The organism is Leptotrichia sp. OH3620_COT-345, from assembly GCF_003932895.1.
Classification (GTDB): domain Bacteria; phylum Fusobacteriota; class Fusobacteriia; order Fusobacteriales; family Leptotrichiaceae; genus Pseudoleptotrichia.
In genome coordinates this window covers 1-225 of the sequence record NZ_RQYW01000224.1, presented here as the reverse complement: position 1 = coordinate 225, position 225 = coordinate 1, and the positions used below count along the sequence as shown (strand labels likewise).

Annotated in this window: 1 pseudogene; it reads right to left on the bottom strand. The window is 34.7% G+C overall.

The features are described from left to right. Nucleotides 1-225 (bottom strand): annotated as a pseudogene (locus tag EII29_RS11855) (hypothetical protein); the annotation flags it as partial.

Here is a 225-nt window from a genome sequence, read left to right as displayed (position 1 = left end):
AGTTTCTCAAATACTTTCTCCTTTCCCTGCTCTTTTGATTTCAAATCTTCCACTTCAGCTTCAAGCTGTACTTTCTGTGCTTCAAATTCTCTTTTCTTCTGTGCTTCCTTTTCAAGAAGATCATTAAATTTTGCTTCTATTGCATTCAGACTTTCAGCTAAACTTTTTTGTGGTGCTGAATAACTTACTGATGACAACACCAGTATCCCTGTCATTAAAAATAAC